This is a genomic window from Rhodococcus sp. ACPA1 (assembly GCF_002300195.1).
GTDB classification, from domain to species: Bacteria; Actinomycetota; Actinomycetes; order Mycobacteriales; family Mycobacteriaceae; genus Rhodococcus_F; species Rhodococcus_F opacus.
In genome coordinates this window covers 53,202-78,784 of the sequence record NZ_NSDX01000001.1, presented here as the reverse complement: position 1 = coordinate 78,784, position 25,583 = coordinate 53,202, and the positions used below count along the sequence as shown (strand labels likewise).

Here is a 25,583-nt window from a genome sequence, read left to right as displayed (position 1 = left end):
ACCTGCACGGGCACGTCTGCCCGCACCCGCACACCTCGAGGGAGACTTGATGAGCATTGCCGAACCTCCACCCTTGAAGACCCAGCCCTCGAAGACCCAGAACCCGCTCGGCACCGCGAAGGGTCTCAACAGCGGCGCACTGGGATTGATCGGCAACACGGTGATCGGGCTGTCCTCGGTCGCGCCCGCCTACAGCCTCGCCGCGACGCTGGGATACGTCGTTCTGGCAGTCGGCGACAAGGCACCGTCGATGTTCCTCGTCGCGTTCATCCCGATGTTGCTCACGGCGTTCGCCTACCGCGAGCTCAATCGCGACACCCCGGACTGCGGGACCTCGTTCACCTGGGGCACCAAGGCGTTCGGTCCGTGGATCGGCTGGATGGCGGGGTGGGGACTCGCCGTGTCCGCAATCATCGTCCTCGCCAACACCGCGGAGATTGCGGCGATCTACCTGTTCGAGGTTCTCGGGTTGTACGCGGCAGCCGAGTCGCTCGCCGCGAAGGTGCTGCTGGGGTGCTTCTTCATCGCGGCCATGACGTACGTCAGCTTTCGCGGCATCCTCATCAGCGAACGGCTACAGAATGTCCTGATCGCGGTGCAGTTCACCGTCCTCATCGGTGTCAGCGTCATCGCACTGTCGAAGGTGTTCGGCGGCACCGCCGGCCCGCAGGCGATCACCCCGAAACTCGACTGGATCATTCCCACCGGCGTCTCGATGTCCAGTGCCGCACAGGCCATCATCCTGTGCATCTTCATCTACTGGGGGTGGGATGCCTGCCTGGCAGTCGGTGAGGAAACAAAGGATTCCGAGCGGACTCCCGGCCGCGCCGCGGTCTTGACCACGGTCATTCTCGTCGCCACGTACGTCCTGGTCGGATACGCGGTCCAGTCGTTCGCCGGGTTCGGCGACACCGGCATCGGCCTGAACAATCCCGAAAACGTCGACGACGTGCTGACCACTCTGGGCGGGCCGGTCGCCGGACCGGTGGCAGCGTCGTTACTGCTGCTGACGGTCTCGATCTCCGCACTCTCCTCGACCCAGACCACCATCCTGCCGACGGCCCGCGGAACATTGTCGATGGCGGTCTACGAAGCACTGCCGCGAAAATTCTCCACCGTGCACCCCCGATACATGACCCCCGGCTTCGGAACCCTGGTCATGGGAGCGTCGGCGCTCCTGTTCTACCTGGTCCTGTCGTTCGCGAGCGCCAACGCCCTGCAGGATTCGGTGGCGTCGCTCGGACTCGCGGTCGCCTTCTACTACGGCATCACCGCCTACGCGTGTGTCTGGTACTTCCGTCGGACACTCCTCGATTCGGCACGTAATCTGTTCATGCGCGGCATCTTTCCGTTGCTCGGTGCCCTCTGCATGACGTGGGCTTTCGTTCAGAGCGCCGTCGACATGCTGCGTCCCGACTACGGATTCACCGCGTTCGGTCCGTTCGGGGGCGTGTTCGTTCTCGGCGTCGGAATGCTGGTGGTCGGAATCCCTCTGATGTTGCTGTGTTTCGCGACCGGCTCCCGGGACTTCTTCCGCGGACGCACCCTCACCGCCGACACGGAAGTGAAGGTGCCCGAGTCGTGAGTGCCGACGTTATCGGGAAGAGGCGATAGTCTCCGAAATGTCCGAGCCGATTGTCTTCGACACGACGAGCAAGGGAGGATTCGACCATGTCTGAGCAGCCTGCCTCTCTCGATCCCGTGTCCAAGCAGATCATCGAGCAACTTCAGGAGGATGGACGGCGGTCGTACTCGGCCATCGGCAAGGTCGTCGGATTGTCGGAAGCGGCTGTACGCCAACGCGTGCAGAAGCTGATCGACACCGGCGTCACGCAGATCGTCGCGGTCACCGACCCCGTTCAAGTGGGATTCTCACGTCAGGCCATGGTCGGAATCCGCTGCTCGGGGGACGTCACCGAAATCGCCGCGAGACTCGCCGACGTCGACGCCATCGACTACGTCGTGTTGACGGCAGGCGCCTACGACATTCTGGCCGAGATCGTGTGCGAGAACGACGACCACCTCCTGACCGTGCTCAACAAAGAAATTCGCACTATTCCCGGTGTGCTCGGCACCGAGACGATGGTGTACCTGAAACTTGTCAAACAGCAATATGATTGGGGAACCCGATGACCACGGTTACCACCTCTTCGCCCACGACGCCGCAACTCGAAGCAGCAGCCCGCCGCCACCTCTGGGGGCATTTCTCCCGGCACGGGGAGAACATCACCCCGCCGATCATCACCCGCGGTGAGGGCGCCCGGATCTGGGACGCGGCCGGCAAGAGCTACCTCGACGGGCTGTCCGGGTTGTTCGTCGTCCAGGCCGGGCACGGCCGCACCGAGCTCGCCGAGGCCGCCGCCAGGCAGGCCGAACAGCTCGCGTTCTTCCCGCTCTGGTCCTACGCCACCCCACCGGCGATCGAACTCGCCGAACGCCTCGCCGGCTACGCCCCCGGCGACCTGAACCGGGTCTTCTTCACCACCGGCGGCGGCGAGGCCGTCGAAAGCGCCTGGAAACTGGCCAAGCAGTACTTCAAGAAGGTCGGCAAACCCGGCAAGCACAAGGTGATTTCCCGCTCCATCGCCTACCACGGCACCCCGCAGGGCGCCCTCGCCATCACCGGCATCCCCGCGCTGAAGGCCCCGTTCGAACCGCTCACCCCCGGCGCGTTCCGGGTCCCCAACACCAACATCTACCGGGCCCCCGAACCGCTCGGCTCGGACCCGAAGGCGTTCGGGATCTGGGCCGCCGACCGGATCGCCGAGGCCATCGAATTCGAGGGCCCGGACACCGTCGCCGCCGTCTTCCTCGAACCGGTGCAAAACGCCGGCGGCTGCTTCCCGCCCCCGCCCGGCTACTTCGAGCGGGTCAGGCAGATCTGCGACGAGTACGACGTGCTGCTGGTCTCGGACGAGGTGATCTGCGCGTTCGGCCGGATCGGGTCGATGTTCGCGTGCGACGACTTCGGGTACGTCCCCGACATCATCACCTGCGCCAAGGGTCTCACGTCCGGGTACTCGCCGATCGGAGCGATGATCGCCTCGGACCGGTTGTTCGAACCGTTCGCCGACGGGACGTCGATGTTCGCGCACGGCTACACCTTCGGCGGGCACCCCGTCTCGGCGGCGGTGGCGCTGGCGAACCTGGACATCTTCGAACGCGAGGGCCTCAACGCCCACGTCGCCGAGCAGGCGCCGGCGTTCCGGGCCACACTCGACAAGCTCACCGACCTGCCGATGGTCGGCGACGTGCGCGGGGAGGGCTTCTTCTACGGCATCGAACTGGTCAAGGACAAGACCACCAAGGAGTCGTTCACCGACGACGAAGCCGAACGGATCCTGCACGGGTTCCTCTCCACCGCCCTGTTCGACGCCGGCCTGTACTGCCGGGCCGACGACCGCGGCGACCCGGTCATCCAACTCGCCCCGCCCCTGATCTGCGGACAGACCGAATTCGACGAAATCGAAAACATCCTCCGCAGCGTCCTCACCGAAGCCTGGACCCTGCTGTGAACCACCAGGACCTTCCGGGGCTATACGTCGGCGGCCGCTACCGGGACGGGCGGGCAGCCGAGCGGTACGAGGTGCTCGATCCGGCCACCGGTGAGGTGATCTCCTCCCGCACCGAAGCGTCGGTGGACGACGTCGACGACGCGGTCGCCACAGCGAAGACCGCCTACGCGGACTGGTCGACGACGAGCCCGGGCGAGCGTTCCGCCGTCCTGATTCGATGGGCCGCCGAGCTCACGGACATGTCCGACGACATCGCACGCACCGAAACCCGGCAGACGGGCAAGCCCCTCAAATTGTCGACCGAGTTCGACGTTCCCGGGTCGATCGACAACGTGTCGTTCTTCGCCGGCGCGGCCCGCAACCTGGAGGGCAAGGCGTCGGGCGAGTACTCCCCCGACCACACGTCCAGCATCCGCCGCGAACCGATCGGGGTCATCGGCTCGATCGCGCCGTGGAACTATCCGCTGCAGATGGCCGCGTGGAAGGTCCTGCCCGCGGTCGCCGCGGGCAACACCATCGTGCTCAAACCGGCGGAGATCACTCCCCTCACGTCGCTGCTGTTCGCGGAGGCCGCGTCCCGAGCCGGAATGCCGGACGGCGTCGTCAACGTGATCACCGGCCGCGGCGTGACGACCGGGTCGTCGCTGGTGTCGCATCGGGACGTGAGCATGGTGAGTTTCACCGGATCAACGCCCGTGGGACGGCAGATCGCGGCCGCCGCGGCGGGCAAGCGACTCCATCTGGAACTGGGTGGGAAGGCCCCCTTCGTGGTGTTCGACGACGCCGATCTCGAGGCCGCGATCAACGGAGCCGTCGCCGGTGCCCTCATCAACTCGGGCCAGGACTGCACCGCGGCCACCCGCGCCTACGTGCAGCGTCCGCTGTACGACGACTTCGTCGCCGGGGTGGCCTCGCTCATGGATACCGTCCGACTGGGCGACCCGTCCGATCCCGGGACCGACATGGGTCCGTTGGTGTCGCGGCGACAGCAGCAGCACGTCGCCGGGTTCATCGATCGCGCGCGCGACACCGGGGCGAAGATCGTCCGCGGCGGATCCGTCCCCGGGGGCGACCTCGCATCCGGCTTCTACTACGAGCCGACGCTCGTCGTGGGTGCCGAGCAGTCGAGTGAGATCGTGCAGCGGGAGATCTTCGGCCCGGTTCTCGTCGTCCTGCCGTTCGAAAACGATTCGGACGGAATCGCACTCGCCAACGACACCGACTTCGGGCTGGCGGCGTCCGCCTGGACGCGGGACCTGTACCGGGCCCAGACCGCCTCCCGCGACATCGCCGCGGGCTGTGTGTGGATCAACGACCACATCCCGATCATCAGCGAGATGCCCCACGGCGGGTACAAGGCGTCCGGTTATGGCAAGGACATGTCGACGTATTCGCTCGACGAGTACACCAACGTCAAGCACGTCATGTCCGACATCACCGGAACCGCCAGGAAGGACTGGCACCGGACGGTGTTCGGCGACCGACGATGAGCCCGGTCGCCGGGACGGCAGCTCGTGTGCCGTCCCGGCGACAGCGGCGGTTCTGCCAAGTCGCGCCCCGCGCGCGACTACGCTGACGAACAGGCGCGTTCGCTTCAGCTGAAAGGCAGAGACGATGCATGTGACCCCGTTCGCCTGGATTGTGACGATCATCGTGATCGTCGCGCTGCTCGCGTTCGACTACTTCTTCCACGTCCGCCACGCGCACATCCCGACGCTGAGGGAAGCGGCGATCTGGTCGTCGATCTACGTCGGACTCGCGTTGCTCTTCGGAGTCGCGGTCCTGATCTTCGGTGGCGTCGACATGGGCTCGGAGTACTTCGCCGGCTACGTCACGGAGAAGGCGCTGTCCGTCGACAACCTCTTCGTCTTCCTCATCATCATGTCCAGCTTCCGGGTCCCGCGCGAAGACCAGCAGAAGGTCCTGCTGTTCGGCATCGTGTTCTCGATCTTCGCCCGGACCGCGTTCATCTTCCTCGGCGCCGCGCTCATCAACTCGTTCGCGTGGGTTTTCTACTTCTTCGGCCTGATCCTGCTGATCACCGCCGGCAACATGCTGCGACCCGAGACCGAGGATTCGCACTCGGCCGACAACTTCATCATCCGGATCGCGAAGAAGTTCATGCACACCACCGAGCACTACGACGGTGACAAACTCTTCACCATCGAGAACGGCAAGCGGGCGATGACGCCGATGCTGCTGGTGATGGTCGCGATCGGTGGCACCGACATCCTGTTCGCGCTCGATTCCATTCCCGCGATCTTCGGGCTGACGCAGAACGTCTTCGTCGTGTTCACGGCCACCGTGTTCTCGCTGATGGGTCTTCGGCAGCTGTACTTCCTGCTCGACGGACTCCTCGACCGCCTCATCTACCTGTCGTTCGGACTGTCCGCGATCCTCGCGTTCATCGGGGTCAAGCTGATCCTGCATGCGCTGCACGAGAACAACCTGCCGTTCGTCAACGACGGCGAACCGGTGAACGTCATCGAGATCAGCACGTTCGCGTCGCTGGCCGTCATCATCGGCATCCTCGTCATCACCGTGATCGCGTCGCTCACCAGCAAGCGGGGCCGGGCACAATCCGCCATCGCCGGTGCCCGGCGGCACGCGATCAACTACCTCGACCTCGACTACACCGCCGACCTAGCCGAGCGCGAACGCATGTACGACAAGTTGCGGGGCGAGGAGGAACAGCTCAAGAAGCTCGACCCGAAGTTCAAGAAGATGGTCCGCGAGGAAACCGCACTCATGGACCTCATCAAACGCTCCCACCAGGAGCACGACGCGTTCCTCAAACAGAATTAGGAGAACAACGAAGCGCCCACCGAATCGGCGGGCGCTTCTGTGACTCGTGCCCCATCCCCATGAAGGCACGCGCCGCGACTACCTCCTCCTCATCCGCATTCCGCCGTCCGCCATTCCCATGGCGGTGATGCCCAGGCCCAGCAGACAGACGATGATGCCGCAGACCACGTTCGACCAGATCATTCCTGCCGTGGTGGTTACTCCGACGACCAGCCACGGGCTGACGATCATCCACAGACCCAGCAGCGGCGCGACGAACGCCATGCCGTGCGTGCGTGAGTAGGCCGACGTGAAGCCGACGGCAAGCAGTGCCACCGCAACACCCGACAACAGGTTGCACATCGCCAGGCCCGACTGGCTCGCGAACCCGACAATCCACGGCGACGCCGCCATGTAGAGGCCCGCCATGAACATCAAGCCCTCGGTGACCTGCGTCATCGGCTGTTCCGAGACTCGGTCGTAGCGAGCCCGCAACTCGGCGATATCAGGGTGTCTCTCGATCGACATACCTGGTGTCGTCATCACCCACCTCCTTGAAATGAGAACCAATCCCTACAGAAGGGGGTGCCCCGAACTTTGCACGGCAAACCAGCGATAACCAGGTAATTTTGGCGAGTTTGTGCTACCGACCAGTCCCCACGGATCGCGGCGCCCTTGGGCAAGCGTCCAGGGGCGGGCATACTCGAATTGTGTGGTGGATTGCCTGGGTCGCGTTGGTGTGGGTAGCACTGTCGGTGCCGCTCGCGATCCTCATCGGGAGAGCGATTCGACAGAAAGACCTGCGCGAACTGCCCGCCAGGGAGGACGCGACAAGAAAGAACGACCCGCCCGACCGAACGGTTGCGTGACCGCGCCCCAGCGCGCGCAGTCCCGGCGCAGCTTGGAAGGATAGCGGGATGGCGCTGCCCTTCTATCCACTCGTGTTCATGAACCTGTTGTTCGCGGCGACCACACTGTGCCTTGCACGACCCTCCCGCCTGACCGCCGCAGCCACCGTCGCTGCCGCCGTTCTGTGGCTATTCGGCAACGGACCGCTCGAGGGTCAAGTCCTCTGGGCACTCAACTCTCCACACGGTTTGACCGTGTCCGACCTGCTGTCGGCGGTCGCACTCGGAATCGCGATCTGGGGGTTCCGCCAAGCTGGATCGTGGGACCCGAGGCCGAAGCGCCCTCGACGCCTCCTCCGCAAGCGGCTCTGAACCACCACTTCACCCGCGACTACGCTGCTCTCGGCTCACGCGCCGTCGCGATGCACTCCCGCAGGTACGACCGCCGACTCGCGTATCCGTGACCGCACGCGAGCGGTGACCTGCCAGATCAAAGTTGTGTCGTGGACGCTGATGCACGGCACGCCGAGCGCACGGGCGTGCTGAACGGCGGCCGATTCCTTCGGCGAACAACGCCCGTCCAGAATGTCCTCGGTGACGATGACGCAGAGCACGTCTCCCTCGAGTTCACGGATCGGTTCCAGCCCGTGGAGCGCCACCCATTGCCGGACCATCGCCCACTGCGACACGTCGTTGTAGCGGGTGGGATTGCCGACGAACAATACACGGCGAGACCGACGGGCTCGGGCGACCTCGATGCTGGAGATGGGTGACATGACAAAGGTTCCTGTCCACGTGAACGGCTGATCCCGGTACGGGACAACCCTCTCCCGGCGCAGCGCCGACGTCTGTCCCCCGATCTGGCGGTGCATCGGATGAATCTCGACTCCCCCGATCAGGGGACACCCCCGCACGTGAGTGGCACAGTGTGCTCGGGTGCGCATCGGCACTCACCTGGGAGGTTGCATGATCACTGCTCTGTGCTGCCGCGGCATCGGTGAGGATCGGGGCGTCAACATGCTCACCAACACCACACAACTGCTGGATCCCGCACGGTTCGTCGTCAAGCAGGTTCCGTGGGAGGCAAGTTACGGACCGGTGCCCGATCCGGGTGGATCGGCGTTCGACAAGGCGCTGTCCGAAGGACGCACGCTTCTGTTGCGGATGATCGCGGAAGATCCGAATCCCGTTGTTCTGCTCGGCTACTCGGGAGGCGCTGCGCTCGCCGGCAACGTGGCGGCCGAGGTGGGACGGGGGCAGCATCCCTCGCTGGACGTTCGCGGGGCCGGTCTGATCGCCGATCCGCTGCGGCCGGCATCTCCGGACCTGCCGGGCTGGGGAATCGCGGGGCAACGCCCGATCACGGGGATGCCCGTGTGGCAGATCGCCGACCCGTTGGACGTCATCTGCTGCTGTCCGGGCAACTCGCCGCTGCGCACGTTCGCGGACCAGTCGGCGGCCTTCTCCCTCGCCGACCCGGCGGCGTGGGTGGCGGACCTCCTCGACCGGCTCCGCACCCGCCGGTGGCAGGCGGTGATCCTGAACTGGTGGCGACCGTGGACGGTGTGGCAGCAATACTCCGAGGCCATCGACGACGTGAACGGTTACCTGTTCCGGGGCGACCACACCAGTTACGGGGTGCGGCTCGCCCCGGGCACCGAGAGAACCTACTGCGCGCTGCTCGCGGATCGCGTCAACGAACTGAGCGAATGACCAGTGCCCGCGCAGGCTGGGTGAGTTCAGGGATTCTCGGGTGCCGGTTCCTCGTCTCCCGGCGGCTCCTCGCCCTCGGCCTCCGGATCCTCACCCTCGGCCGGCGGCTCGTTCTCGTCGACCGTGGGCTCCTCCTCAGCTACCGGCGGTTCCTCCTCGACAACAGGTGGCTGCGAGGATGCGGCGGGCTGCTCGACCGCCGGCGGAACCACTGCAGGCGGCGATACCACCGGCGCCTGCTGCTGACCTGCGACCGGAGCCTGCCCACCCCCGCCGGAAACGCCCTGCCCGGTCCCCGACGAACCGCCGCCGCCTCCGTTCGACTCGGGTACGACAGCCGGCGGTGCGAGCTCCGATGTCGGCGGAGTGGTCGTGGCGGCGGCGGGCGTCGCCCTTGTGGTCGAGCCGGCCGTTTCGGATGTCGGCGTCGGTTCGCTGTCGGACCCGCAGGCCGACAGCGTCAGGAGTGCACAACTTGCCGCGATAACCACCGAGCGTTTCAAGACCGTCTCCTTCGTTCGAGTATCTATCGATCGAACGGAACATACGGTCCGTTTGGTACGTTTTGGCGCCTTTGCGTGGAATCGTCACCCTTCCGACACGAACTGCGGCTCAGCTCTGCGCGTTCCTGCGCGCCGCACGCTTGGCCCAGGCATTGCGGACCATCGACAGCGGCGTCGGCGGCACCCAGCCCAGCTGGACCGCCTGACCGAGATCGTCCCGGGTGGCCCAGTGCTCGATGACGCGACCGTCTTCGACGCGCAACCAGTGCGACTGCTCGACCGCGAACGATCGCCCCGTGGGCGCGAACACCTGGTCGATCGATCCCGGCTCGTCGTAGACGACGAAGGGTCCGACGTGCCTGCCCTTCATGATCGTGTGGACGACGGCGAGGTCGCCCTCGACCACGACATGCTCGACATCGAACCGCAGCTCGGTGAAGGCGGACCGCAGCCACACGGCGGAAGCGTAGAACGCGTCGGGCCCGCGCCCTCGTGTCCGCGGGGGTTCCGTCGCGCTCTCCCGATTGAATGCGCCCGAGTGGACGACGGAATCGAAATCGGCGCGGCTTCCGTTCGCCATGATCTCCATCGCGCGAACGGCGAGGGATTTCACTTGCTCCGACGGGGCCGGTTCGTCCACGTTCACGGTGCACTCCGCAACAGTCGGTGGGAACTCTCAGTATTCGACCGCCGCCGACTGGAAGTCAACGACCTGAGCCAGTCCGATCGGGTGCGGGATTTGCGCGCGCCTCAGCGAAACCGCCGTCGACGGCGGTACCGTCGGGGAGGTGATGGGACTGCCTGATGCGATCTCGGCCTGCTTGTTCGATCTCGATGGTGTGCTCACGGCAACGGCGGTGCTGCACCGGAAGGCGTGGAAACGCACGTTCGACGAGTTCCTGAAGCATCGCGAGGGCGCCAACTTCCGGCCGTTCACCGACCAGGACTATTACGACTACGTCGACGGACGCCCCCGCGCCGACGGGGTCCGGACCTTTCTCACGTCCCGCAGCATCACATTGCAGGAGGGGTCGCCGGACGATCCGCCCGGCGCCGAGACCGTGAACGGTGTCGGGAACAGCAAGAACCGGCTGCTGCTGAAAGTCATCGAGGAGGAAGGCGTCAGCCCCTACCCCGGTTCGGTCCGCTACATCAGCGCGGCGTACGACGCCGGTCTGAAGATCGCCGTGGTCACGTCGTCCGCGAACGGCAAGGCCGTCCTCGACGCGGCCGATCTCAGCCGCTACGTCCACGTTCGCATCGACGGGGTGGTGATCAGCGAGCAGGGTCTCCGCGGGAAACCCGCGCCGGATTCGTTCCTCGCAGCCGCTCGCGCCCTCAACGTGCATCCCGATCAGGCGGCCGTGTTCGAGGACGCCCTGTCCGGAGTGGAATCGGGGCGGGCGGGCGAATTCGGTTACGTCGTCGGGGTGAATCGCAACGATCAGGCCGAGGCGCTACGCGAGCACGGCGCCGACGTGGTGGTGAACGACCTGGCCGAACTCCTGGAAAGGTGAGCATGGACGACAAGGGCTACGAGATCTCGCCGTGGCAGCTGCGCTGGCGCGGACTGGATCTGGAGGCGCTGCACGCCACCGAATCCACCTTCGCACTGTCCAACGGGCACATCGGGATTCGTGGCACGTTCGAGGAGGGTGAACCGCGCGGTCTCCCCGGCACCTACCTCAACGGGTTCTACGAGCAACGTCCCCTGCCGTACGCGGAGGCGGGCTACGGATACCCCGAGGACGGGCAGACCGTCGTGAACGTGACCGACGGCAGCATCATCCGCCTGCTCGTCGAGGACGAGCCCATGGACATGCGGTACGGGAGTGCACCGGCGCACGAGCGCGTCCTCGACTTCCGCTCGGGCACCCTGCGCCGCACCACCGAGTGGACGTCACCGACCGGACGCCGGGTGCGTATCCACTCGGAACGACTCGTCTCGTTCACCTCGCGCGCGGTCGCCGCCATCCACTACGAGGTCGAGCCGCTCGACGGCGACATCGAACTCGTCCTGCAGTCGGATCTGCTCGCCAACGAACACATCCCGGCCCGCACGGACGACCCGAGAGTGGCTGCCGCCCTGGACAGTCCGCTAGTCTCCGATTTCGCTGCCGCCCACGACTTCAAGGCTGTGCTCGCCCATCACACGAGGGCGTCGGGACTGCGGATGGCCGCGGGGATGGACCACGAGATCGACTACCCCGCCAACGGGCGGTGCAGCATCGAGACCGAGGAGGATCTGGCACGGCTCACCGTCGCCGTCGACATCCCGCAGGGTGAACGCCTGAGGGTGACCAAATACCTGGCGTACGGGTGGTCGGCGCGGCGGTCGACTCCGGCTCTGCGCGGCCAGGTGGAGGGGGCGCTCGCCGGCGCACTCGAAACCGGCTGGGAAACCCTGCTGAAACGGCAGCGCGAGTATCTCGACGCATTCTGGGAGACGGCGGACGTCGAGATCGACGGCGACGCGGAACTTCAGCAGGCGGTGCGGTTTGCGCTGTTCCACGTGCTGCAGGCGGGTGCTCGCGGTGAGTCACGCGCGATCCCCGCGAAGGGCCTGACCGGGCCCGGATACGACGGGCATGCGTTCTGGGATACCGAGACGTTCGTCCTCCCGCTGCTCACGTACACGGTGCCGGACTCGGCCCGCGACGCGCTGCGCTGGCGGCACTCCACGCTCGACAAGGCGAAGAACCGCGCCGTACAGCTGGGGCAGGCAGGCGCCGTGTTCCCGTGGCGCTCGATCGACGGCGAAGAATGCTCGGGCTATTGGCCCGCGGGAACCGCGGCCTTCCACGTGGGTGCCGATGTCGCCGCGGCGACGTCCCGGTACCTGGCCGCGACCGGGGACGAGGAGTTCGAAGCCGAATGCGGTGTCGAACTGCTCGTGGAGACCGCCCGGCTGTGGACGTCGCTCGGCCATCACAATGCGCAGGGCGAGTTCCGACTCGACGGTGTCACCGGACCGGACGAATACACCGCCGTCGCCGACAACAACGTGTTCACCAATCTCATGGCGCAGAAGAATCTGCGCGACGCGGCGGCCGCCTGCGAGAGACGCCCCGGCCTGGCGCGCGAGCTCGGTGTGGACGACGAGGAAGCTGCGCTCTGGCGAGATGCCGCCGAGCACATGCGCATCCCGTTCGATGACGCTCTCGGCGTCCACCAGCAATCCGACGCCTTCACGCACCACGCCGAGTGGGACTTCGAAGGCACACCACCCGAGCACTATCCGCTGCTGCTCCACTACCCGTACTTCGATCTCTACCGCAAGCAGGTGGTGAAGCAGGCCGACCTGGTGCTGGCGATGTATCTTCGGGGCGACGCCTTCACCCACGAACAGAAGATCGCCAATTTCGCCTATTACGAGGCACTGACGGTTCGGGACTCTTCCCTGTCGGCGTGCGTGCAGTCCGTGATGGCCGCCGAGGTCGGGCAACTTCAACTCGCCTACGACTACCTCGCCGAGGCCGCTCTGACCGATCTCCACGACCTCCACGCCAACGTGGAGAACGGATTGCACATCGCCTCACTCGCCGGAACGTGGATGGCGTGTGTCGCGGGATTCGGTGGAATGCGCGATCACGGCGGCAACATCTCCTTCGCGCCGCGGATACCACCACAGCTTGTCAATCTGTCGTTCCGGATGACGGTGCGGGGCAGCCAGATCCACGTGGACGTCCGCGCCAAGACCGCTACCTACCGCCTGCTGTCCGGCGAACCGGTTCAGCTTGCCCATCACGGCAACTCGTTCACACTCGACTCCTTCCCGGTCACGCGGCCGATCCCCGAACTGCCGAGCACCCCGGCCGTACGGCAACCGTACGGCCGGGCACCCGCGCGTCGTGGCGGCTGAGCCTGAACTCGACTACACCGTCGCGGCCTGGTGCGGTTCCAGGTAGTCCCGGTAGGCGTCGTGACCGCGGGTTCCCTCACGCGCACCCACCAGCACTCCACCGAGGATTGTCGCGCCGACGCCGCGCAGGTTGTCGGCGGCCTCGGCAAGGTGCTGACGCTTCGTCTTGCCGTATCGGGCCACGATCAGCGCACCGTCCGAGATCGCGGACAGGGCCGCGGAATCGGTGACCGGGAGCAGCGGGGCGCCCGCGAACACCACGTAGTCGAACCGGTCTCGCAGGGTAGCCACGACGGATCTCGCAGCAGCGGAGCCGAGAAGCTCGCTGGGATTCGCCGGCAGCGGCCCCGACGGAAGCAGGGACAGATGCTCGTACGTCGTGGTACGAATTGCCTCCGTCAGGTCGGCTTCGCCGCGCAGCACCGAACTCAGTCCTGCACCGGATGCACCGTGGATTCCCAGCGTCGACGCTACCAGCGGTTTCCGGAGGTCCGCCTCCACGATGCACACGGTCTGGCCCGCTGCCGCCAGGGCGACACCGAGATTGAGCGCAGTCACGTCCGAATCCTCGCCCGGTGACGGACTGGCAACGACGATGACGTGCGGAGGGTTCGCCGCATCGGCGAACTGCAGATTGGTGCGCAGCTGCCGGTGAGCCGCTCCCACCGGAGACGTCGCATCCGACAGATCCACGACGCCACCGGACGATCCTGCACCGTCCGGAATGGTTCCGATCAGCGGAGCACCGATCTGCCCCTCGACCGCTCGCCGGTCCTTCACCGTCGCGTCGAGCCAGTCGCGGATCACCGCGAGCGCGATGCCGAGCAGGAGGCCGACGGCGAGGCCGAGCACCACATTCCGGTTCTCCGACGTGGGCAGCGCCTCGGTGGGCACCGTCGCGTTCTGCTCGATGGACACCCGCGCCGGCTTCGGGTCGGGATCCTCCATGGTGATCGAGTACCCAGACTCCGCGGTATCGGGGCTGGCCAGGACCTGCGGCGGCTGGGCCTCCTTGTTGGCGGCCGCGGCCTCGATATCGGTCGTCGCCAGTTCGTCCATCATCGACACGAACTGCTCCGACAGCGTGTCGGCGATGTCGCGTGCCCGTTCCGGCGAGGTGTCCTGAACCTTCACGTGCAGCAGCAGTTCGGGCACCGGCGTCGCTTTCACGTTCGCGACGAGTTGGGCAGGCGTCATGTCGAGATCGAGTTCGTCGATCGTCCGTTGCGCCAGCTTCTTCCCGGTCAGCAACTCGGCGTACGTGGCGAGGCGGGGCTGGGTGGACGAGACGTACAGCAGCGTCGAGGTCTGATACACAGGCTTCGTGAACAGCGTCGGAATGAACGCGCCCAGCGTCACCACCACCGCGGTGACCGCAACGATCTTCCAGCGCTCCTTGACGATGCGCACATAGTCCTGGATGTCCACTTACACCCTCTCTTTCCGTTTCACTTCACGTTCACGCAGTACCGCTCCGACCACTTTCAACGCCGCCTGGGACGTCATGTGCCAGTGCCCGCTGTCGACGACGTGCTCACTGATGCTCCCTACAACGTAGGGCTCCCAGCCCGTCACCGCGCGAGTAGCACCCGAATCTTCCTGCCCCGCCGCGAAGAACAGGACGTCGCCGTGGAAGACGCGGGGTACGTGACTCCTCGTCAACTCGTGGTGTCGTCCGGCTCCGCCGATCATTCTGTGGAGATGGGCCGGGGTGATCGCCGACAGCGGCCCACCCAGCCTGCCCAGGAGGTTCACCGCGGCTTCGGTCGTGAGATCCGCGACGGGGAACGGTAGCGAGTCCTCGAAACCCAGTCCGGCGAGCAAGTCCTCGGCACCGACCGGGAGAGCTTCGGACGCGGAGTGCTCCGTCCGGCTGTCGAGCATGACCAGAGTCGCGACTTCTTCACCGACCGATTGGAGTTGGACGGCCATCGCATGCGCCAGCACTCCGCCGAGGGACCAGCCCAGCAGGTGATACGGCCCCTCCGGCTGGATGCGGCGGATCTCCTCGACATACCCGGCCGCGAGTTCGTCGAGTGACGAGGGCGGCGGTCCGGAAGCGGTGACGGCGGGCGACTGAATCCCGTAGATCGGGTGCTCCGGATGCAGATGCGAGGCCAGACCCGAATAGCACCAGGACAAGCCCACGATGGGATGGACGCAGAACAGGGGTGGGCGCGTGCCGACCGTACGAATCGGGAGGATGACGCCGAGTGCCTCGTCCACGTCGGATTCGCCCGAGTCCATGCGCTGTCCGATCGAATGTGGCGTCGGATCGGACATCAGCGTGCGCAGCGGAACCTCCACCCCGGTCTCGGATCCCAGCCGGTTCAGCACCCGCACTGCGAGGAGGGAGTTGCCACCCAGCTCGAAGAAGTTGTCGTCGGCACCGACCCTGTCGATACCGAGCACGTCGCCGAACGCCGTCGCAACGGCGACCTCGGAGGCGGTCTCCGGGGCTCGGTACGCATGGGCCTCGAACTGCGGCGACGGCAACGCCCTGCGGTCGAGCTTTCCATTGGGGCCCAGTGGAAACTCCTCGAGCACGACGATTCGAGTAGGCACCATGTATGACGGCAGGGTACGCCTCGCCGTCGCCTTGATCAGCTCGGGATCCAGCACTCGTTCCCCGTCGGCCCGCACGTAACCGACGAGGTGCTCCCCCGCGCGCGCATCGTCGACGAGGGCTACCGCTGCTCGGGACACCCCTTCCCCGCGTTCCAGCACCGTCTCGATCTCACCGAGCTCGATCCTCAGGCCTCGCAGCTTCACCTGGAAGTCCGTGCGTCCCACGTGCACCAGTCGTCCGGATCCGTCCCACTTCACGAGGTCGCCGGTGCGGTACATCCTGCTTCCGTCGGGCCCGAAGGGATTGGCGACGAACCGGCCCGCCGTGAGGTCGCTTCGGCCGACGTACCCTCGGGCGAGCTGGGCGCCCGCGAGGAACAGCTCGCCCGCAACACCTGCCGGGACGGGCCGAAGACGCGTGTCGAGCACGAAGACCTGTGTGTTCCAGACCGGGCCCCCGATCGGCACCTGAGCTTCCGGCCTGCCGACGATCTCACATGCCGTGGTCGTCACCGCAGCCTCGGTGGGACCGTACGTGTTGTGGAACGCACCGGGCGCGAACGCCAGGACATTCGCTGCGAGCGCGGGAGCCAGTTCCTCGCCACCGGCGAAGACGTGGCGCACGGACGTGAGGCAGTCCCCGTGTCCATCCGCGAGGAAGGCCGCCAGGACCGAGGGAACGAAGTGCACCATGGTGATTCGACGATTACGGATCACCGAGGCGAGATAGTCGACGTCGCGGTGCCCCCCGGGACGCGTCACCACGAGCTGTGCACCCACGCACAGCGGCAGCAGGCACTCCCAGACGGACACGTCGAATGTGGACGGTGCCCGCAGAATGCCTCGATCGTCAGCGGTGACGTGATACTCGTTCCGGAGCCAGTGCAGCTGGTTCACGATGGCGCGGTGACTCACCGTCACGCCCTTGGGTGTGCCCGTCGAGCCGGACGTGAACATCGTGTACGCGACGTTGTCCGGGTGCAGTGGCGCCAACCGGTCCGCGTCGGAGATCCGGTTCGGGCTGTATCCGGAGAGGTCGGCAGTGTCGATCTCGACGTGGGGGACACCGGGCATCGACGGCAACCCGACTGTCGACGTGGTCACCATCAGCCTCGGCGCCGACGCCTCGATCACGGCGGCGATGCGTTCGGCGGGATGCTCCGGGTCCACCGGTACGTATCCGGCACCGGCCTTCAGGATCGCGAGTGTCGCCACGACCAGTTCGAGGGAACGCTCGACGGCCAGCGCCGCCAACGTGTCGGGCCGTATTCCGTGGCCGATGAGAAGTCGGGCACACCGGTTCGCGCGCTCGTCCAGCTCGGCGTAAGTCATGACCTGGCCCTCGAAGACCAGAGCGATCGCGTCGGGTGCACGCCGAACCTGGACGTCGAACAGGTCGACCACCGTCTCGGGCCGGATCTCCACCGCCGTGCAGTTCGGCTTCACGAGGATGTCGGACGTCTCCGTTTCCGTGAGGAGGCGGATATCACCCACATTGCTTGTGGGGTCGGCAGCGAAGACGTCGAGGAAGTGCTCGAACAGCCGAGCCACTCGCTCGGCTGTCGTCGCGTCGAACAGATCCGTCGCGTAGGTGAGCCGACCGGACAATCCGGCGCCCCGCCCCTCTCCGTCGTATCGATCGGCCAGGGAGAAGTCGAGATCGAACTTGGTGACGGCTGCGTCGAAGTCCATCGGAGACAGCGTCAGTCCGGGCAACTGCCAGGTGGCCTCCACCTGGTTCTGAAATGCGAGCATTACTTGAAACAGCGGCGAAAAGGATTGTGAACGAGGGGGGTTCATCCGTTCGACGAGTTGCTCGAACGGCACCTCGGAATGTGCCAGTGCAGCGAGGTCTGTCTCCCGGACGCGTTCGAGCACGTCGGACAGTGTCTCGTCGAGATCGATCCCGGTGCGCAGAACGAGAGTGTTGACGAACATCCCGACGAGTTCGTCGAGTTCCCGCTCCCCTCGACCGGCAACCGCCGTGCCCAGCGCGACATCCGAGGACCCCGTCAGGCGGGCCAGCAGAACCGCCAGAGCGGAATGGACGACCATGAAGAGCGTCGCATTGTGCTGCTGCGCAACCAGAGTGAGCCTTCGATGGGTCCTTGCGCTGACGTTCAGGCGCACAGTCGCACCCCGGTACGAGGCCACGGGCGGGCGGGGCCGGTCGGTGGGCAGGTCGATCACGTCCGGAACCCCGGCGAGGGTACGCGTCCAATAGTCCAGCTGCCATGCCGCCCGGGAATGGGGATCGTCGCCGGAACCGAGTGTCTCACGCTGCCACAGAGCGAAATCCGCGTACTGGACGGGGAGCGCGGTCCACGTCGGTGCGGCTCCACGAGCGCGCGCGTCGTAGGCTGTGGCGACATCACGCGCCAGGGGCGCGAGAGAGAAGCCGTCGGCGCTGATGTGATGAACCGCCATCACGAGAACGTGTTCGTGCTCGCCCACCTTCAGGAGCCGTCCACGAACCGGAGCGTCGACGGTCACATCGAAGCCTGCCGACAGGAACGAAAGCACCTCTCCGTCCACGGAACGTTGCGAGACCTCCACGGGCGTGAGATCGAGATGCACGTCGTCGACGGGCAGGACCACCTGAGCGGGAATCCCGTCGACGGCGGGGAAGACGGTGCGCAGCGATTCGTGGCGGCCGAGCAGGTCACGCGCCGCGTGCCCGAGCGCGTCGACGTCCAGTCCGCCGGTCAATCGCACTGCAAGCGGGAGGTTGTAGACGGGCGACTCCGGATCCACCCGATTGAGGAACCAGAGTCTCTGTTGCGCTGGTGACAACGGAATCCGGTCCGGCCGGTCACGTGCGACGAGGGGAACCCTGTGGCCGGTTCCGGCCTCGGCTTCGACTCTCGTCGCCAAGGCCTCCACCCGCGGTGACTCGAACAGCATCCGCACCGGAATGTGCGCATCGACGGCCGCGCCCAGCCTGGCCGCCACTTGCGCTGCGATCAGCGAATTGCCGCCGAGCGCGAAGAAGTCGTCGCCCAGACCCACGGACTCGAGGCCGAGCACCTCCGCGAAGACTCCGGCCACCACCTGTTCCACCACCGAGTTCGGTGCCCGGAACTCGTGGGATTCCAGCACCGGCACCGGGAGCGCATCCAGATCGGTCTTCCCCGAAGCGGTGAGGGGGAACGCGTCGAGAACCACAATCGTGGTGGGAACCAGGTAGGACGGCAGGACCTGTGCGAGTGATTCACGGACCTCCTCGACGTCGAGGGGACCGCGCGGCACCACGTACGAGACGAGGGCGTCGACGCCGATCGCGTTGGGACGCGACACCGTCACCGCGCTCTCGACGTCCGCGACGCGAGCGATCGCGACGTCGATCTCACTCGGCTCTATCCGGACCCCGCGAATCTTGACCTGCCTGTCGACGCGCGCGACGAAGGACAGTCGCCCGTCGGCGCGCCGATGCACCAGGTCCCCCGTCCTGTACATGCGAGAACCGTTGCCGGAAGCCACGAACCGGGACGCGGTACGCTGCGACGCCCCCACGTATCCCCGCGCAAGACCCGCGCCGCGCAGATACAACTCTCCGACGCCGCCTACCGGGACCGGCCGCAGACGTGCGTCGAGGACGACAGCGGTGGTGCCGGGAACGGGGGCACCGATGGTCACCTGCTCGTCGACCTCGGCGAGGGTTGCGACCACTGTGGACTCGGTCGGCCCGTACGCGTTGAGCATCTTCCGTCCGCGACTCCACTCGGCGGCGAGTTCGGCCGTCAGCGCCTCGCCTCCGACTGCGACGACCCGGAGAGCGTCGAGTTTCGAGGACTCCAGCGACCCGAGCACGGCCGGCGTCGACAGGTAGTGCGTGACGCGGAGATCGGTCAGGACGTGCTGCAGGTCGGGTCCGGCGTACACGTCGGCCGGAGCCACGACCAGGCAGGCCCCCGAGCCGAACGCCAAGAGGATCTCCAGCATCGCCGCATCGAACGTGGGGTTGTACCCCTGCAGGACACGGGAATCCGCGCTCACGTCATACCTGCGCACCGCCTCGTCGACCAGCGAGGACAATCCGCGGTGCGTGACCATCACACCCTTCGGGGCGCCGGTCGAACCGGACGTATAGATGACGTACGCGAGGTCGTCCGGGCACACCGGTACCGTCGCCGGGCGGGGCGAGGAGAGCACTGCGTCGGCGACAGTCAGCCACGAGATGGCCGGCGCGACCGATTCGGATTCGGCGGTATCCCTGCCGATTCCCACCTGCACGGCAGCCTCGCGCAGGACCGTCGAGAGTCGCTCCGCGGGGTGCGTCGGATCGACCGGGAGGAAGGCGGCACCCGTCTTCGCGACCGCCCACAGCGCGATCACGAAGACGACGGATCGTGGTAGTGCCAGCGCGACAACGGTTCCGGGCCTCGCGCCGCGCACAGCCAGTTCGTGTGCAAGGGCATCGGACCTCTGCGCGAGCTCCCGGTACGAGAGTGTCACGACGCCGTCCGTCAGGGCAGGCGCGTCGGGATGTGCGCGCGCGGTGGCGGTCAGGATGCCGGCGAGAGTCCTTGCGTTCGGCGCCCTTTCACCCTCGATGGCGGCAGCTGCCGGCAGTGGGATCTCACCGATCACGGCGTCCGGGTCACTGACGACGGCCACCAGCAACGGGACGAACGCCTCGGTGAGCGACCGTACCGTCCCGGCGTCGAAGAGAGACTGCGAGTATGTGACCGTCGCACCCAGCGTTGCCGGTGCGCCGCGTCCCCCGGCAGCGACGAATGCGAACTCGAGGTCGGACGGAATTGTCCGGTCGACTGTGTCGTCACCGCAGCGAAGGGACAGGATCACCTGCGGCCTGCGACCGCCGAAGAGTTCGTCGTCGGGGTCGAACGGGGCGTCGGCGTACTCGAACGCTGCGGAGTCGAACTCGTGAACCTGTTCGAGCAGCGTCGCGAAGGACAGGTCCCGGTCGACGGACGTGCGCAGGGGAAGGACGTGCCCGTACCCGACCTGATTCACCCGTCCACCGACGACGATGTCGCTGTGGCCGCCGAAGGACCCGAGCAGCACCGCCAGCGCCCCGTGGAGAACTTCGAACAGCGAAGTCCCGCGGTGCCGGGCCAACTCGACGCAGCCGTTCCAGGTCTCGGCCGGGACCGAGAATTCGTGCACGGTCGAGTTGCCGTTGTCGCGTCCGGCGTGGTCGGTCTGCAGGGGCGCTGCGGAACCCACACCGCGCAACGCCTCCGCCCACCACGCGATACCGTCGTGCAGCGCCGAGTTCTCGGCCGGCTCGACGTATTCGAGCAGGTGGTCGTCCGTCCACCTGGCAAGATCACCCGTCCGATACATACGCGCGTATTCGGGATCGAACGGGTTGGCCACGAATCGGGCCGCCGTGTCTGCCGGTCGGCTCGCGTAGCCGCGCCCGAGGCCGGCCCCGGACAGGTACAGGTCGCCGACGACGCCGACCGGCACCGGCTTCAGAGCCCGGTCCAGTACCACCGCCGACACTCCCGCGATCGGTCGTCCGAGAGTCACGGGCGACGCGGGCGTTCGTTCATCCGTGGCTGCGGCCCACACCCCCGAGTCTCCCGGCCCGTACAGATTGAGCACGGTCCGGCCCGAACCCCAGCGCGACACCAGTTCGGCCGGGTATCCGCGACCCGTGAGAGCGAGCACCTGGAGTCTCTCGAGGCCGGTCGGGTTGGTCGCGGCCGGAGCCGCGGGCCCCGAGGCCCAGTGCGTCACACGTTCGCGGCGCAGAAAGCGGGACAGCTCTTCTCCGCCGCGGAGTTCGCAGGGTGCGATCACCAGTGTCCCGCCGCACACCGCGGCGACGAGTGCGTGCAGGGACTGCCCGCACGACCGATGCCCTGCCATCAGGATGCGGGAGTTGTCGTCCGCACGATAGACGCGAACGAGCGCGGCTGCGCGCGCGGCCAGAGCCCGGTGGCTGATCGTCACCCCACGGGCTCTGTCCGCGGAGCCGTGGACCACGCAGGCCGTGTGATCGAGCGACAGCGGTCGAACGAGGTCGGATTCGGTGATCGGTGTCGAATCTCCCGGCCGATCCGCCACGTCGATCCAGTCGATGCCGGCAGGCACGACGGACTCGTCCACGGCGAGCACGGCCACGGCACCGGAATCCGTGAGCAGATCTTCGATCCGTTCGCCGTCGACGTGAGGGTCCAGCGGAACGGCGGCGGCCCCGCATCGCGCCACGGCCCACACGGCGACCACCTGTTCCAGCGAGGCGGGCACGATGACCGCGACGGCGTCTTCCGGGCCGATCCCACGCTCGATCAGTCGGCGGGCGAGCCTGTTGGACCGATCGTGTAGTTCGGGGTAACTCGTGTCGACTCCCGCGGCTCGAACGGCCACGCCGCTCGAGTCGCCGGTCACGTCGAGCAACTCCGGCAGAGTCACCGCGGCGGCCGGCGCAGGTCCACTCGCGGGGACGAGCGAGTCGTGTTCACCACTGGTCAGCACTGCCGCGTCGCCGACCTCGCCCGCGGGCGCTGCGCCGACGAACTCGGTCAGGAACGACATGAAACGCGCGTGATGACGCGCGAGCTCGGCCTGCTCGTACAGAGCCGGATTGGCCTCGAAGTCGACACGAATGCTGTGCCCGGTTACCGCCGGGTAGATCGCGAGAGTGAGGTCGTCCACGGGTCCTGCAGTGAGGACGGTGAACTCACCGAGAACATCACCCCACCAGGTCTCCTGGTGAAACATCATGATGTTCACCATCGGACCGAAACTGCTGCGACCGTCCGAGTTCACCCGCATGTCGTGAAGGATGTCCTCGTAGCGGTATCGCTGATGTCGGAGGGCCCCGGTCAGTTCCAGCTGGACGCGGCGGACGACGTCCTCGATGCTGCTGTGCGGATCGATACGGATCCGAAGCGGCACCACGTTCGCCACGCTGCCGCCCGACCGTCGCGCCGACGCCGTCGTCCGCGCCGAGACCGGCAGACTCAGGACGATGTCGGCACTTCCCGTCATTCGCGCGAGATACGCGGCGAAGGCCGCCACCACGACCGGCACCTCCGACGAGTGCCAGCGCCTGGCGAGTGCGCCGATACTGTCGGCCAGTTCAGTTTTCATCACCCCGCTCTCGAGGAGTGACACTGCCGCGGGATAGGCCTTCCGATCGGTCAGCCGGGCCGGTTCGGGGAGACCAGCGGTCCGTTCGGCCCAGTACTCGCGGTCGAGCTGGAATCTGTGGGTGGCGGGGTACTCGTCCTCCGCTTCGTAGAGTTGACGCAGGTGAAGCGCCTTCGACGGCGGCGCTTCGGTGCGTTGGACGGCGTGCGTGTACAGCTCTGCGACACGGTTCATCAAAACCATTGCGCCGTAGCCGTCGAGAATCAGATGATGCGCGAACGTCGTCAGGAAGTAGTGGTCGTGGCCTACGTGCAGAAGTTCCGCCGAGATCAACCTGTCACGGTAGACGTCCAGAGGCCTGCGCCGTCGTTCGTCCATCCTCCGATGGGCCTCCGCGACCGGATCCTGGTGCAGTCGTAGATCGACATACCCCAGTTCGTCCTCGATCGTCTCGTCCGCCAACTGAAATGGCTCGCCCGCGTATTCGACGAGGCGGATTCCGGGCGACTCGATATCGAACGATCCCTGCTCGGACGCCCACTTGAGTGCGCCGACGTCGACGTGACCCCGCAGTTCGACGTATTGGGCCACCAGGATCGGCACCGTCGGGTCGAGTTGCTGCGCGAACCACAGCCCCTTCTGCGCATGGGAGAGCGGGAAGGCTCGCGCGTCGCGCTCACCGCCATCGTCACGCATGCGCACTACATTCCCCCCCAGCCACAGTTTTGAAATACCCGATCCGAGCGGCACTACACCTATGGGTGTCGAAGAGTCCGTATCGGAAACCATACTCGGATACCGCCCTCGTTCAATTCGTTCGGTGCGCGCCGCGACCTATGTCACAGATATCCTTTCGCACAGACAGAATAGGAGTCGCACTGCATGGGCACGAACGACAAGAGCGTTTCGCACGTGGAAGATTCACCGTCCGGTGATGCTGTTCCCAGGCCCGCGCGACGCCGTCGGCGATACGTACTCGCGGGTACAGGCGCCCTCGCACTGGCCGTCGTCGGCTGGTTCGGCTACTCGGCCTGGGACGTTCAGCACGACCTCACCGGGGCCAGGGACAACGCCCAACTCGCCAAGAATTCGCTACTGGGAGGCGACACCGAAGGCGCCCGGAACGCGGCCGCCGAAGCCGTGATTCAGGCCGAGAATGCGCAGGTCAGCCTACATTCTGCACCGTGGCGACAGCTCGCGGGAATACCGGGGGTCGGCGCACCTTTCGAGTCGATCCAGAGGATGTCGGACGTCGTCGTCGGACTCACCCGGGACGTCCTCGCTCCGGCGGTGGAGACCGGAACCGCCCTGTCTCCGAGAGACCTGATCTCGGACGGCGGGAAGGTGAAACTGCAACCACTTCGGGAGGCCGCTCCGGCTCTGAAACAGACCTCCCTCGCCGCACGCGCTCTCGCCGATCAGGCCCACCAGGTGCCGGGTGCGGGCTATCTCGGGCCCGTCGACGACGTGCGTTCGGAGCTGCAGAATCAGACCGACGATGTGGCGAAACTGTTGGAGAACACGGCAATCGGGGCCGACATTCTCCCCGCAATGATGGGCGCGGACGGACCGCGGAACTACTTCATGGCGTTCCAAACCAACGCCGAGGCGCGTGGAACCGGCGGTCTTGTCGGTGGATACGGCATCATTCGGGCGAACGATGGTGAGGCACAGGTTGATACACTCGGAAAAAACACCGAGGTTTCCTATGAGCATCAACCACTGGACCTAGGGTCTGATTTCAACGGACTTTACGGGAGCTACAACCCGTCAACCGACATCCGAAACAGCAATCTCAGTACCCACTTTCCTTACGCCGGACAGATTTGGCAATCACTGTGGGCGCAGGAATCCGGGGAACAGGTCGACGGTGCGATAGCGACAGATCCGGTGGCACTGAGTTACGTGCTCGGCGCTGTGGGGCCTGTCACCATGCCGGACGGTGAAGTGGTCGACGCCGGGAACGTCGTCGAACTCACCGAGTCCACCGCATACATCCGATACGCGGGTATCAGCGACACCGAGATCGTCGCCAACAACGTCGCCCGCAAGACGTACCTCCAGACGATCGCCGCGAAGGTGGTCGAGAAGATGACCGGCAACATCGCGTCGCCACAACTACTTCTCGACGCCATCGGCAAAGCGGTGAGCGAGCGCAGGATCGCGGTGTGGAGTGCCCATCCCGAGGAACAGGCCGTCCTGGCCGGCACCCCATTGGGGCACACGGTGCCCGAGGACGATGCACCGTACGCGAGCGTCGTCGTCAACAACAACGCCGGCAACAAACTCGATTACTACCTGACCCGGGAAATCGACTACACGGCGGAGACCTGCACCGGCGACACCCGGACCTCCGAAGTGACGGTGCGCCTCACCAACAATCTCCCGGCAGGCGACTACCCGCGATACGTCGCGGGCACCTACAACAATCGTCAGGTCCCGCCCGGTACCAACGTCGCGATGATCTCCCTGGTCGCCACACGCGGAGCGAAACTGGACAAGGCCACCGTCAACGGCAGGCCCGCATTCACCGTCAACGGCAACGAACTGGGGCACCCCGTGTTCAGCATTCCCACCACCGTGCCCCGGGGCGAGACCGTGGAACTGCGCTACGCCTTGACTGAGCCTGCCGTGCCCGGTGCGGCGCGGGTACCCGTCCAACCGCTCGTGGACGATCCGAAAGTCACCGTGAACGTCCCTGCCTGCGGCGACTGATCGTCGT

At 66.3% G+C, this 25,583-nt stretch carries 16 protein-coding genes; 10 read left to right on the top strand and 6 right to left on the bottom strand.

Going from position 1 to position 25,583, the window contains the following annotated elements; all coding sequences use genetic code 11:
- The first annotated feature begins 49 nt into the window (after positions 1 to 49).
- The 5 genes from CJ177_RS00325 (at position 50) to CJ177_RS00305 (ending at position 6,320) form a co-directional block, all read left to right on the top strand.
- Positions 50 to 1,585: an APC family permease gene (locus CJ177_RS00325; protein ID WP_095867049.1), complete on the top strand. Its 1,536-nt coding sequence runs from the start codon at positions 50 to 52 to the stop codon at positions 1,583 to 1,585.
- 86 nt (positions 1,586 to 1,671) lie between these two features.
- Entirely contained in the window at positions 1,672 to 2,133 is a 462-nt protein-coding gene (locus tag CJ177_RS00320) for an Lrp/AsnC family transcriptional regulator (RefSeq protein ID WP_009478710.1), read from the top strand.
- Positions 2,130 to 3,515 (top strand): aspartate aminotransferase family protein, encoded by a 1,386-nt coding sequence (locus CJ177_RS00315; RefSeq protein WP_095867048.1) that lies wholly within the window; start codon positions 2,130 to 2,132, stop codon positions 3,513 to 3,515. The genes CJ177_RS00320 and CJ177_RS00315 overlap by 4 nt, the downstream gene beginning before the upstream one ends.
- Complete coding sequence (locus tag CJ177_RS00310) at positions 3,512 to 5,005, top strand: gamma-aminobutyraldehyde dehydrogenase (RefSeq protein ID WP_095867047.1); 1,494 nt, start codon at positions 3,512 to 3,514, stop codon at positions 5,003 to 5,005. Before CJ177_RS00315 ends, CJ177_RS00310 begins: the two co-directional genes overlap by 4 nt.
- Positions 5,006 to 5,129: 124 nt before the next feature.
- A complete protein-coding gene (locus CJ177_RS00305) occupies positions 5,130 to 6,320 on the top strand; it encodes a TerC family protein (RefSeq protein ID WP_095867046.1) in 1,191 nt (396 codons plus the stop codon).
- 78 nt (positions 6,321 to 6,398) lie between these two features.
- Here CJ177_RS00305 and CJ177_RS00300 read toward each other — a convergent pair whose 3' ends face one another.
- A complete protein-coding gene (locus CJ177_RS00300; protein WP_095867045.1) occupies positions 6,399 to 6,842 on the bottom strand; it encodes an SPW repeat protein in 444 nt (147 codons plus the stop codon).
- Positions 6,843 to 7,216: 374 nt separating this feature from the next.
- On the opposite strand from CJ177_RS00300, the gene CJ177_RS00295 reads away from it, so the two are divergent.
- On the top strand, positions 7,217 to 7,519 hold the full coding sequence (locus CJ177_RS00295) for a hypothetical protein (protein WP_005238176.1): 303 nt from the start codon (positions 7,217 to 7,219) through the stop codon (positions 7,517 to 7,519).
- A 35-nt stretch (positions 7,520 to 7,554) separates the two neighbouring features.
- Here the strand turns inward: CJ177_RS00295 and CJ177_RS00290 are convergent, their stop codons facing one another.
- A complete protein-coding gene (locus CJ177_RS00290; RefSeq protein WP_061043939.1) occupies positions 7,555 to 7,923 on the bottom strand; it encodes a hypothetical protein in 369 nt (122 codons plus the stop codon).
- A gap of 190 nt (positions 7,924 to 8,113) precedes the next feature.
- Between CJ177_RS00290 and CJ177_RS00285 the strand changes: the two genes are divergently transcribed.
- Positions 8,114 to 8,860 carry an alpha/beta fold hydrolase gene (locus tag CJ177_RS00285; protein WP_061043851.1) on the top strand — a complete coding sequence of 249 codons (747 nt, stop codon included), beginning with the start codon at positions 8,114 to 8,116 and terminating at the stop codon, positions 8,858 to 8,860.
- Between the two features lie 26 nt (positions 8,861 to 8,886).
- On the opposite strand, the gene CJ177_RS00280 is transcribed toward CJ177_RS00285, so the two are convergent.
- On the bottom strand, positions 8,887 to 9,363 hold the full coding sequence (locus CJ177_RS00280) for a chromosome condensation regulator RCC1 (RefSeq protein ID WP_095867044.1): 477 nt from the start codon (positions 9,361 to 9,363) through the stop codon (positions 8,887 to 8,889).
- Between the two features lie 109 nt (positions 9,364 to 9,472).
- The gene (locus CJ177_RS00275) at positions 9,473 to 9,952 is read right to left on the bottom strand and encodes an ester cyclase (RefSeq protein WP_373560035.1); all 480 of its coding nucleotides are present in this window, start codon (positions 9,950 to 9,952) and stop codon (positions 9,473 to 9,475) included.
- Between the two features lie 202 nt (positions 9,953 to 10,154).
- Between CJ177_RS00275 and CJ177_RS00270 the strand changes: the two genes are divergently transcribed.
- Entirely contained in the window at positions 10,155 to 10,880 is a 726-nt protein-coding gene (locus CJ177_RS00270) for an HAD family phosphatase (RefSeq protein WP_095867042.1), read from the top strand.
- Positions 10,881 to 10,882: 2 nt separating this feature from the next.
- A complete protein-coding gene (locus CJ177_RS00265; RefSeq protein WP_095867041.1) occupies positions 10,883 to 13,225 on the top strand; it encodes a glycoside hydrolase family 65 protein in 2,343 nt (780 codons plus the stop codon).
- A 12-nt stretch (positions 13,226 to 13,237) separates the two neighbouring features.
- On the opposite strand, the gene CJ177_RS00260 is transcribed toward CJ177_RS00265, so the two are convergent.
- Entirely contained in the window at positions 13,238 to 14,653 is a 1,416-nt protein-coding gene (locus CJ177_RS00260; protein WP_005238162.1) for a polysaccharide biosynthesis tyrosine autokinase, read from the bottom strand.
- Entirely contained in the window at positions 14,654 to 23,557 is an 8,904-nt protein-coding gene (locus CJ177_RS00255; protein ID WP_095867040.1) for a non-ribosomal peptide synthetase, read from the bottom strand.
- Positions 23,558 to 23,743: 186 nt separating this feature from the next.
- Between CJ177_RS00255 and CJ177_RS00250 the strand changes: the two genes are divergently transcribed.
- Positions 23,744 to 25,576 carry a DUF4012 domain-containing protein gene (locus tag CJ177_RS00250; protein ID WP_061698017.1) on the top strand — a complete coding sequence of 611 codons (1,833 nt, stop codon included), beginning with the start codon at positions 23,744 to 23,746 and terminating at the stop codon, positions 25,574 to 25,576.
- The last annotated feature ends 7 nt before the right edge of the window (positions 25,577 to 25,583 follow it).